Source organism: Rhodovulum sp. (genome assembly GCF_011048875.1).
GTDB lineage: Bacteria > Pseudomonadota > Alphaproteobacteria > Rhodobacterales > Rhodobacteraceae > Rhodovulum > Rhodovulum tesquicola.
The window spans coordinates 1-10,287 of the sequence record NZ_DSDD01000137.1 but is presented as its reverse complement, the minus strand read 5'-3'; the positions used below and the strand labels follow the sequence as shown (position 1 = coordinate 10,287).

At 68.2% G+C, this 10,287-nt stretch carries 9 protein-coding genes and 2 pseudogenes; 7 read left to right on the top strand and 4 right to left on the bottom strand.

Annotated elements, in window-relative coordinates; translation table 11 throughout:
* The 6 genes and pseudogenes from ENN83_RS04720 to ENN83_RS04695 form a co-directional block, all read left to right on the top strand.
* A partial coding sequence (locus ENN83_RS04720; protein ID WP_287184633.1) for an enoyl-CoA hydratase-related protein occupies positions 1–599 on the top strand: 599 nt, incomplete at its 5' end.
* A gap of 278 nt (positions 600–877) precedes the next feature.
* Positions 878–1,111: an STAS domain-containing protein gene (locus ENN83_RS04715; RefSeq protein WP_287184630.1), complete on the top strand. Its 234-nt coding sequence runs from the start codon at positions 878–880 to the stop codon at positions 1,109–1,111.
* A 97-nt stretch (positions 1,112–1,208) separates the two neighbouring features.
* Positions 1,209–1,481, top strand: coding sequence for a response regulator (locus tag ENN83_RS04710; protein ID WP_287184628.1), 273 nt, complete (start codon positions 1,209–1,211; stop codon positions 1,479–1,481).
* On the top strand, positions 1,439–2,782 hold the full coding sequence (locus tag ENN83_RS04705; RefSeq protein ID WP_287184624.1) for a chemotaxis protein CheA: 1,344 nt from the start codon (positions 1,439–1,441) through the stop codon (positions 2,780–2,782). The genes ENN83_RS04710 and ENN83_RS04705 overlap by 43 nt, the downstream gene beginning before the upstream one ends.
* Before the next feature lie 85 nt (positions 2,783–2,867).
* Positions 2,868–3,221: pseudogene (locus tag ENN83_RS04700) on the top strand (MCP four helix bundle domain-containing protein); the annotation flags it as partial.
* A gap of 24 nt (positions 3,222–3,245) precedes the next feature.
* Positions 3,246–3,554: pseudogene (locus tag ENN83_RS04695) on the top strand (methyl-accepting chemotaxis protein); the annotation flags it as partial.
* Positions 3,555–3,937: 383 nt separating this feature from the next.
* On the opposite strand, the gene gltA reads toward ENN83_RS04695, so the two are convergent.
* Positions 3,938–5,233, bottom strand: a complete 1,296-nt coding sequence (gene gltA, locus ENN83_RS04690; protein ID WP_287184621.1) for a citrate synthase — start codon at positions 5,231–5,233, stop codon at positions 3,938–3,940.
* An 86-nt stretch (positions 5,234–5,319) separates the two neighbouring features.
* Positions 5,320–6,723, bottom strand: a complete 1,404-nt coding sequence (gene gltX / locus ENN83_RS04685; protein ID WP_287184617.1) for a glutamate--tRNA ligase — start codon at positions 6,721–6,723, stop codon at positions 5,320–5,322.
* 77 nt (positions 6,724–6,800) lie between these two features.
* Between gltX and ENN83_RS04680 the strand changes: the two genes are divergently transcribed.
* On the top strand, positions 6,801–8,849 hold the full coding sequence (locus ENN83_RS04680) for a ComEC/Rec2 family competence protein (protein WP_287184613.1): 2,049 nt from the start codon (positions 6,801–6,803) through the stop codon (positions 8,847–8,849).
* On the opposite strand, the gene lexA is transcribed toward ENN83_RS04680, so the two are convergent.
* Together lexA and ENN83_RS04670 are read right to left on the bottom strand one after the other, a co-directional pair.
* Entirely contained in the window at positions 8,843–9,535 is a 693-nt protein-coding gene (gene lexA / locus ENN83_RS04675; protein ID WP_287184610.1) for a transcriptional repressor LexA, read from the bottom strand. The two genes, ENN83_RS04680 and lexA, sit on opposite strands and share 7 nt — an antisense overlap.
* A gap of 87 nt (positions 9,536–9,622) precedes the next feature.
* On the bottom strand, positions 9,623–10,287 hold a 665-nt coding region (locus tag ENN83_RS04670), incomplete at its 5' end, for a molybdopterin molybdotransferase MoeA (RefSeq protein WP_287184607.1).

Below are 10,287 nucleotides of genomic sequence, written 5' to 3'. Positions count from 1 at the left end.
GTTCGGGGCAGGATCTGGGGGACGGGGCCAATGTCGCCGATATCGACCTGGAACGCACGCTGCGCGACGAATACGAGCCGATGCTGCGGGCGATCTTCGATTGCCCGATCCCGACACTTGCGGCGGTGAACGGTCCGGCGGCGGGGGCGGGGGCGAATCTTGCGCTGGCGGCGGATGTGGTGATCGCCTCGGAGGCGGCGATGTTCCTGCAGGCATTCACCCGGATCGGGCTGATCCCGGATGCGGGCGGCACCTACTGGTTGCCGCGGCAGGTGGGGTTTGCGCGCGCGATGGGGGCGGCGCTGTTCGCCGAACCTGTGCCCGCGCGTCAGGCCGCCGAGTGGGGCATGATCTGGGAGGCGGTGCCCGAAGAGGGGTTCGATGCCCATTGGCGGACCCGCGCGGCGCAACTGGCCAAGGGGCCCACGGTGGCCTATGCCAGACTGAAGCAGGCGATCCGCGCCTCCTATGGCAATGACCTGGAGGCGCAATTGTCGCTGGAGGCGCAGCTTCAGGGCGCTTGCGGGGCGACGCGGGATTTCAAGGAGGGCGTTCTGGCCTTCCTGGAAAAGCGGCCGCCCCGGTTCGAGGGACGTTGAGACAGGCGCAGGCAATCGGGGCAGATGCGCCCCGGCAGCGCCCGGTCCGCGCCCTGGGGATCACGAAATGACCCTGCGCGTGCTATGCAATCCCTGAAATTTCCGCCCGATCCCACGACCTGCGTCCCGTCGGGGCGCGGGTCCGCGTCGCGTGCCGCAAGGTGGTGCGGCCGGGCCGTTCGATCAAATCGGCTGTGTTTTCCCCGCGGAGGAAATCCGGTCTTGGGGCTTCGTTAATGCGCATTCCATAGTCGCCTTTTCATTCGAAATGGGGGTGCATGTCCTCTGAACTGATTGGCGATCTTTCCGGCGTGGACCTGGCCCGCGCGGACGAGATTGCCCCGCGCCTGTCCGTCGGGATCGCTGCGGGCGGCGATTATCACATCGACACCTCGGACTGGACCCATTGCGATCTGACGGGGATCGCCACGCTGCTTTCGGCGCTGTCGACCGCCAGGCAGCGCGGTGCGGTGCTGGCCGTCACGATGCCCTCGGGCGGGCTTGTCTCGTAATGGATGCAGGCCGGCGGGATCGACCCGGACCGGCATCTGCAGATGGAAGGGGCCGCGCCACCGGCCTTGCCCCCAAACGAACCAAGGAAGCTGACGCATGACCAAGACCGTCCTTATCGTCGACGACTCGCCCTCTGTCCGGCAGATGGTGCGCAAGACGCTCGCGGGTGCGGGCTATCAGGTGATCGAGGCCGGCGATGGCGAACAGGCCCTGGCCGAGCTTGACCGGACGCGGCCCGACGCGATCCTGACCGACCAGAACATGCGGCGGATGGACGGGCCGAGCTTCTTGAGGAATTGCAGGCACTTGCGCCGGGAAGGGTGCAGGTGGACTACGATCTGTCAGAATTGCCGCCGCTTGCTGCGCTGAACCCGCAGGCGCCGCCGATCCGCTGGACCGTGCGGATTGGGGCGCCGGTTGCGCGCGAGGCGATCGACGAGGTGTTCCTGTTCCTTCAGGACCGGTTGCGCCTGGGCATCGAACCGCTTGGGGACGCAGCGGCGCCAGTGGCCGAGGCGGCACCCGACACCGCCCGCGCCACCCCCGACAAGCGGGCCGCCGGGCCGGGCGATCACGCCACGATGCGCGTGGCGACCCAGCGGCTGGACGAGATCATGGACCGGGTGGGTGAACTGGTGATCGCGGAATCGCGGCTGCACGACCTGTCGCAATCGCTGCGCGATCCCACGCTGATGGCGGTTGCCGAGGATATCCGCCGCCTTGCCTCGGGCATGCGCGAAACCACGATGTCGATCCGGATGATGCCGATCGGGAACCTGTTCGGCCGCTTTCGGCAGCTGGTGCATGACCTGTCCCGGCAACTGGGCACGCCCATCGAGTTCGTCTCGACCGGCGGCCAGACCAAGCTGGACAAGACCGTGATTGAGGTGCTCACTGATCCGCTGGTGCATATCCTGCGCAACGCCGCCGATCACGGGCTGGAAACGGCCGAGGACCGCGTCGCGGCGGGCAAGCCGCGCATGGGCACGGTCTCGCTGACCGCGACCCGTGCCGAGGTGCATATCCGTATCCATGACGACGGGCGCAGGCTGAACGACAAACGGCTGCGCGCACGCGCCATCGAGCGCGAGTTGCTGCCGGCGGGCTCGACCGTCGCCGGCCCCGATCTTTACCGGCTGATCTTCGAGCCGGGCTTCTCGACCGCGGCCACCGTGACCGAGCTTTCGGGCCGGGGCGTGGGCATGGATGTGGTGCGCAGCGCCATCCGGGGGCTGCGCGGGCAGAACGACGTGGACAGCGGCCCGGCGGCCATGGCGCCTGCCGCTGACGCTGGCCATTGCCGACGGGTTGCTGGTCGAGGTGGGGGAGAGCGCTATTCGATCCCGGTATCGGCGGTCGAGGAATGCGTGGAACTGCCGCCCGACCTGCTTGCCAGCGAAGGCCGTTCGAACTTCCCCGATATTCGCGGCGACCTGGTGCCCCGCCTGCGGCTGGCCGATGTGTTCCAGACGCCCGGGCCGCGGTCGGAGTTCCAGAAGGTGGTGATCGTTTCCGGCACCAATGGCCGGGTGGGCCTGGTGGTCGAGCGGATCGTGTCCGGCATCGCCCGCACCGATGCCGGTTTCGTCATCCTGCCTGATCTCGAGCGGATCTGTGCCGCTTCGCTCGCCAATTCTGCCGGCACCCCCCAGTTCGGGAAGGACCTCTGAAAATGCGCCTCACGATCAAAATCAAACTCGCCGCCGCCTTCGCGGTGCTCGTCGCGATGTCGGCGGTGGGGTCGGCCTGCTGCTGGTGGATCTGTCGAATCTGAACGGGCGCCTGAACGGGCTGGTCGACAACGAGGCCAGGCATGTCGAACTGACCCAGACGATCACTGCCGAAAAATTGCGCGTGCAGCGCAACGTGCGGGAATACCTGCTGTCGCAGGATGCCGCCGTCAGGGAAGAAATCAAGGCCGCCCTGACCCGCGGACGCGAGGCGCATGGCAGGCATGTCGAGGAGTTCCGCGCGCTTGCATCTGCCGAGGGGCGGGCAGAGGTCGAGACCTGTCCTGGCATCTACGCCACGCTCAGCGCGATCTCGGGCAGGGCCATGGAACTGTCGGATGCCGGCCAGCAACAGGAGGCCTACCGGCTTCTGGCCGGGCAGGGGCAGCAGGTCTGGCGGCAGATGGAGGCGATCCTGGACGGCATGTTGCAGCGCAACCTCTCGATGATGGACGGCTCCGTCGAAGTGGCGCGCGGCAAGTATGAAAACGTCCGCCTGCTGGCGCTGAACGCCGCGGTCGAGGCCGCGCGGGCAGGCGAGCATGGCCGCGGCTTCGCGGTCGTCGCCTCGGAGGTGCGCAAGCTGGCCGAACGCAGCCAGAGCGCGGCGGGCGAGATGCTGGCCAGCCTCGTGCCCGATATCGAGCGGACCTCGCAGCTTGTCACCGAGATCTTGCGTTCGAACCAGAAACAGGCGAGCGGCGCGCGCAGGTCGCGCTGCGCACCGACCGGGTGTTCGAGGTCGCGGCCTTCGACAATGACCGCGTCGAGCCGGTGCCCGAGGCGGACCTTCTGCACTGGGATCACCGTCTGGACCGGGGCATCGGTCGGCACGACGGCGAATTCGTCACGCTGCTGGATCTGGAGCGGCTGTTCCTGGCCTGCCCGGCCGTTGCACCCGGCAGTCCGGCCGCGCCACCTTTTGCAGGTGCGGATCCCGACGCGGTGCTTGCCCCGTTCTGGCTGCTCTACTCCATGGAGTCCGAGCGCGAGATGCACCGCGATTTCTGCCGCAGGCTCGGGCTTGCCGAGCCTGACGAGGTCAGTGCCGGGCCGCCCGAGGTGCTTGACATCTTCTTCTGACGGCGGGGCGGCTCAGCGGACCTCGACATCGACGTAATCGCGCCGGGTCGGACCGGTGTAAAGCTGGCGGGGACGGCCGATGCGCATGTTGGGATCGGCGATCATCTCCTTCCATTGCGAGATCCAGCCCACCGTGCGGCTGACCGCGAAGATCGGGGTGAACATCGAGGTCGGGAAGCCCATCGCGTCAAGAATGATGCCGGAGTAGAAATCGACATTCGGATAGAGCTTCTTCTCGACGAAATACTCGTCCTCGAGCGCGATCTTTTCCAGTTCCATCGCGACCTTGAGGGTCTCGTTGTTCTCGATGCCCAGCAGTTCCAGCACTTCGTGGGCCGATTGCTTCATCACCTTGGCGCGCGGGTCGAAATTCTTGTAGACCCGGTGGCCGAAGCCCATCAGGCGGAACGGATCGTCCTTGTCCTTGGCGCGCTTGATGTATTCGGGGATGCGCTCGACCGTGCCGATCTCGCGCAGCATTTCCAGACAGGCCTGGTTCGCGCCGCCATGGGCCGGACCCCACAGACAGGCGATGCCGGCGGCGATGCAGGCAAACGGGTTCGCGCCCGAGGAAGACGCCAGCCGCACCGTCGAGGTGGAGGCGTTCTGCTCGTGATCGGCATGCAGCGTCAGGATCCGGTCCATCGCGCGGGTCAGGATCGGGTCGACCTCGTATTCCTCGCAGGGCACGGCAAAGCACATGCGCAGGAAGTTCGAGGCATAGTCCAGATCGTTGCGCGGATAGACGAAGGGCTGGCCCACCGAATACTTGTAGGCCATCGCCGCGATCGTCGGCACCTTGGCGATCAGCCGGATCGAGGCGACCTCGCGCTGCCAGGGATCGTTCACATCGGTCGAGTCGTGATAGAAGGCCGACATCGCGCCCACCACGCCCACCATGACCGCCATCGGGTGCGCGTCGCGCCGGAAGCCGGTGAAGAAGCGGTGCATCTGTTCATGCACCATCGTATGCCGCGTCACCCGGCTTTCGAAATCCTCAAGCTGGGCGGCGGTCGGCAACTCGCCGTACAGCAGCAGGTAGCAGACTTCGAGATAATGCGATTTCTCGGCCAATTGGTCGATCGGATAGCCCCGGTGCAGCAACTCGCCCAGATCGCCGTCGATGAAGGTGATCGCGCTTTCGCAGGACGAGGTCGAGGTGAAGCCCGGGTCGTGGGTGAACACGCCCAACGTGCCGTAAAGCTTGCCGATATCGACAACGTCGGGGCCTGCCGTCGGGTGCAGGACCGGCAGGTCTATCGACTTGTCCCCCAGGGTCAGCGTCGCGGTTCTGGTGCTCTCGGCCATGGATTTCCCTCATTTTCATCGAGAGACCGGGCCGCGTTCCCTGCGGCACGGTCGGTGGCGTGCGCGGGCATCCGGCCGTTTCCGCCTCAGCCCCGGGTGTCAGCCAGCCGGGCGAGCGTTTCGTCGCGGCCGATGACCAGCATCATGTCGAACACGCTGGGCGAGACCGTCCGCCCGGCCAGCGCGGCGCGCAACGGTGCGGCAAGCTTTCCGAGGGTGGTTCCATGGCCCTCGGCCAGTTGCTTGACCGCCGCCTCAAGAGCGTTGCGGTCCCAGCTAGCATTTTGCAAGTGCGGCGTCAATTCGGACAGTATACCACGGGATACATCATCCAGCGCCTGAGCTGCCTTCTCGTCCGGGACGATGGGGCGTTCGGCAAGGACGAAGTTTGCCTTTTCAAGAAGTTGCGGGAATGTCTTGAAGCCGCCTTTCAGCAGCGGCAGGGCCTTGGCCAGACCCGCCTCCTGCCGCGCCGACAGGGCGGGCTGGCCGGTGGCGTCCAGAAAGGCCTTCAATTCGTGCAGCAGCGCAGCATCCTCCATCGCGGCAAGATGCTGGCCCGACAGGTTCTCGAGTTTGCGGAAGTCGAAGCGCGCGGCCGAGCGGCCGATTCCCTCCAGCCCGAACCAGGCCTGCGCCTGGGCATCGGTGAAGAACTCGTCATCGCCATGGCTCCAGCCGAGCCGGGCGAGATAGTTGCGCATCGCGGCGGCCGGGTAGCCCATCGCGCGGTATTCCTCGACCCCCAGCGCGCCGTGGCGCTTCGACAGCTTCTTGCCGTCCGGCCCGTGGATCAGCGGGATATGCGCCCAGACCGGCACCGGCCAGCCCATCGCGTGATAGATCTGCATCTGGCGGGCGGCGTTGTTCAGGTGGTCGTCGCCCCGGATCACATGGGTCACGCCCATGTCGTGATCGTCCACCACCACCGCCAGCATGTATGTCGGCGTGCCGTCCGAGCGCAGCATCACCATGTCGTCGAGCTGGTCATTGCCGATGGTCACGCGGCCCTGCACCGCGTCCTCGATCACGGTCGCGCCTTCGCGCGGGGCCTTGAGCCGGATCACGAAGGGCGCATCCGGGTGACTGGCGGGGTCGGCGTCGCGCCAGGGGCTCTGGAACAGGGTCGAGCGGTTCTCGGCCCGGGCGGCCTCGCGGAAGGTCTCGATCTCGTCCCGGGTGGCGAAGCATTTATAGGCATGGCCCGAGGCCAGCATCTGATGCGCCACCTCGGCATGGCGGGGCGCGCGCTCGAACTGGCTGACCGGGTCGCCATCCCAGTCGAGCCCGAGCCAGCGCAGCCCGGTCAGGATCGCCGCCGTCGCCTCGGGGGTCGAGCGGGCGCGGTCGGTATCCTCGATCCTGAGCAGGAAGCGCCCGCCGCGGCCGCGCGCGAAAAGCCAGTTGAACAGCGCCGTGCGCGCCCCGCCGATATGCAGGAAACCCGTGGGCGAGGGGGCGAAGCGGGTGACGGCCTGCGTCTCTGACATGCGCCTTAACCTTTTGTTCATCATGATGGAGATAGCGTTGCCGCCTGTCTAGGAGATCGTCCGGGAGAGGACAAGCGGTGGGGGTGCTCGGCGCGCTCGAGGCCCGCAGGGGCCATCTTTTCCCCTGGGTGCCGGTCCTGCTGGCGCTCGGCATCGGGGCCTATTTCGCGCTGCCGGTCGAGCCGCCCGTCTGGCTGCTGGCGGGGTTTGCCTGTTGCGGGCTGGTCCTGCTGCTGGCCGCGTGGAAGGGGCCGGAACGCCGGGGGCCGGTGCTGGTCGCGCTGGCGCTGGTGGCCTTTGGCGTCGTGCTGGCAGGTGCGCGGGCGCATGCGGTCGCCGCGCCCAAGCTCGATTACCGCTATTACGGCGCGGTCGAGGGGCGGGTGGTGGCGCTTGACCGGTCGATGTCGGACGCGCCGCGGATCACGCTGGATCGGGTCTGGCTGGAGCGTGTGCCCGCCCATCGCATTCCCGAACGGGTGCGCGTGTCGCTGCATGGCGCGGCGGGCCTGACCGATCCCGCACCGGGCACGCGGATCGCGATGATGGCGCATCTGTCGCCGCCCTCGGCCCCGGCGGAGCCCGGCGGCTTCGACTTTCGCCGCCATGCCTGGTTCGACCGGCTGGGCGCGGTGGGCTATGCGCGCAGCCCGGCGGTGGCGCTGGACCCGCCCGAGGGGGGGCTGACGCTTGTCGTGCAGCGGGCGCGGATGGCGCTGTCGGGGGCGCTGCGCGCGCGTATCCCGGGCGATCAGGGGGCGTTCGCCGCCGCGATCCTGACCGGCGACCGCTCGGCGATCTCGCGCGATGCGTTGCAGGCGCTGCGGGATTCGAACCTGGCGCATCTTCTGGCGATTTCCGGGCTGCATATGGGGCTGTTGACCGCGGTGGTCTTTGCGGCGCTGCGCTTTGGCCTTGCGCTGATCCCGCCGCTGGCCTTGCGCCTGCCGACCAAGAAACTGGCGGCAATCGGTGCGCTGGCGGCGGGGGCGGTCTATCTGGCGCTGTCGGGCGGCAATGTCGCGACGGAACGCGCCTACGTCATGGTCGCGGTGGTGCTGGTCGCCGTTCTGGCCGACCGCCGCGCGCTGACCCTGCGGGCGGTGGCCATGGCGGCGCTGATCATCCTGGTGATGGCGCCGGAGAGCCTGACCCAGGCCGGGTTCCAGATGTCCTTTGCCGCGACCACGGCCCTGATCGCGGTCTTCGGGGCGCTGCGCGAGATGACGGACGGGCGCTGGCGCCCGCCGCGCTGGCTGAACGCCGTGCTGGGAGTGGTGATATCCTCGGCGGTGGCGGGGGCGGCCACGGCGCCGTTCGGGGCGGCGCATTTCAACCAGATGTCGCAATACGGGCTGCTTGCGAATGTGATTTCCGTGCCGCTCATGGGGCTTCTGGTCATTCCCGCGGCGGTCGTGGCCGCCTGTCTTGCGCCTTTCGGGCTTGCGGCGCTGGGGCTTGAGCCGATGCGCTGGGGCATCGCCTGGATCCTGGGCGTGGCGGAGTGGGTCGCGGGGCTGGATGGCGCGGTCTGGCCGGTGGTGACGCCGGGGCCAACGGTGCTGCCGATGATCTCGCTGGGCGCGCTGTGGGTGATCCTGTGGACGGGCAGGGTGCGGCTGGCGGGGCTGGTGCCGATGCTGCTGGCGCTGGCGCTGTGGTCACAGACGGACCGGCCCGCGCTGCTGATCGCCGAAAGCGGCGGGCTGGTGGGCGCGCTGGGGCCGGAGGGGCGGGCCTTGTCGAAACCGTCCGGCGAGGGGTTCGTCGCACGATCATGGCTTGAAAACGATGGCGACCGGATCACGCAGGACATGGCCTTCGAGCGGCCGGGGCTGGACGGTGCGCGGGGGTTGCAGGTGGCCGAGGTTTCGGGCGACCGGTTCATCCTGGTCACCGGGCGCGGCTGGGCCGAGCGGATCGCGCCTGCTTGTGCCGAAGGCTGGGTGATCGTGCCGCAGATCGTTGCCGATGCGCCCGAAGACTGCCGCCTGCTCGACCGGCGGGCGCTGGCGCGCAGCGGCGCGTTGGCAGTCTATCCCGGAAGCGATGGGCCACGGCTGGTCGCGGCGAACAGGGCCGAACGGCTGTGGACGGCCCGCCGCGGGCCGCCGCCGCGTCAATAGCTGCGGATCAGTCCGACAAGACGGCCCTGCACCCTGACCCGGTCGGAGGGCAGGATGCGCGTTTCATAGGCCGGGTTCGCGGCCTCGAGCGCGATCATGTCGCCTCTGCGGCGGAAGCGTTTCAGCGTCGCCTCCTGGTCATCGACCAGCGCCACCACGATCTCGCCATTCTCGGCGCTGTCCTGTTCGCGGATCACCACCACATCGCCGTCATTGATGCCCGCCTCGATCATCGAATCGCCCTTGACCTCCAGCGCGTAATGCCGCCCACGGCCCGACACCATGCCGCCCGGTACCGCGACATTATGCGAGACATGGGAAATCGCCTCGATCGGTGTGCCGGCGGCGATCCGTCCCATCAACGGCACCTCGAAGGCGCCCGCGGCTTCCACATCCATCGCGCCGGGCGGCGGGGCGGGCGGCGGGCCGTCGCCCTCGATCACCATGGGCCGGAAGCCCTTGGCCTCGAGCGTCTCGGGCAGGCGGACGATCTCGATGGCGCGGGCGCGATGGGCCAGACGGCGGATGAAGCCGCGTTCCTCAAGCGCCGTGATCAGGCGGTGGATGCCGGATTTCGAGCGCAGGTCCAGCGCCTCCCTCATCTCGTCGAAAGAGGGCGGCACGCCGTCGCGCTGCATGCGCTTGTGGATGAATTCCAGGAGGTCGAGTTGCTTGCGGGTGAGCATGGGACATCCTCGCCATGGGGATCGTTCCGCCATGTTCTAGGCATGTTCACGTTTTGTGTCAAGCTCTCCCGGCGCAAACCGGCCCGGTCAGAGCGGCAGGTATTCCACCGGCTCGCCCGCGCGGCGCGGCCCGTCGCCGGGGGGGCGCACGATCAGCGCATGGGCTTCGGAGAGGATCGTCAGAAGCGCGCTGTCCTGACGGTCGAAGGGCGCGATGCCGTCCGCGGTGATCCGGGCGCGCATGTAATGTTCGCGCGGGCCGTTGGCGTCCAGATCGCAGGCCAGCCGGGCGGTCAGGCGCGGGGCGGGGGCAGCGGGCAGGCCCTGCATCACGCGCAGCACCGGCAGCAGGAACAGCATCGCGCAGACCAGCGCCGAGACCGGGTTGCCGGGCAGCCCGATCATCGCCGCCTTGCCCATCCGTCCCGCCATCAGCGGCTTGCCCGGCCGCATCGCGACCTTGTAGAACGCCTGTTCCATGCCCAGATCGGCGGCCACCTTGCCGACAAGGTCGTGATCGCCCACCGACGCGCCGCCGATGGTAACGATCAGATCGGCGCCATCAGCCAGCCCGAAGACGGTTTGCAGCGAGGCCTCGGTATCCCGCGCGACGGGCAGAAGGCGCCCGATGCCGCCCTCGGCCTCGACCATGGCCTTGAGCCCGAAACCGTTGGACGCGACGATCTGATCGGGGCCCGGCACCTCGCCCGGCATCACCAGCTCGTCGCCGGTGGCGATGATCGCGACATCGG

Coding starts and splice junctions, on each gene's coding strand:
- gltX (WP_287184617.1), bottom strand. CDS start 6,723: ATGTCAGAGACGCAGGCCGTCACCCGCTTCGCCCCCTCGCCCACGGGT.
- lexA (WP_287184610.1), bottom strand. CDS start 9,535: ATGCTCACCCGCAAGCAACTCGACCTCCTGGAATTCATCCACAAGCGC.
- ENN83_RS04715 (WP_287184630.1), top strand. CDS start 878: ATGTCCTCTGAACTGATTGGCGATCTTTCCGGCGTGGACCTGGCCCGC.
- gltA (WP_287184621.1), bottom strand. CDS start 5,233: ATGGCCGAGAGCACCAGAACCGCGACGCTGACCCTGGGGGACAAGTCG.
- ENN83_RS04710 (WP_287184628.1), top strand. CDS start 1,209: ATGACCAAGACCGTCCTTATCGTCGACGACTCGCCCTCTGTCCGGCAG.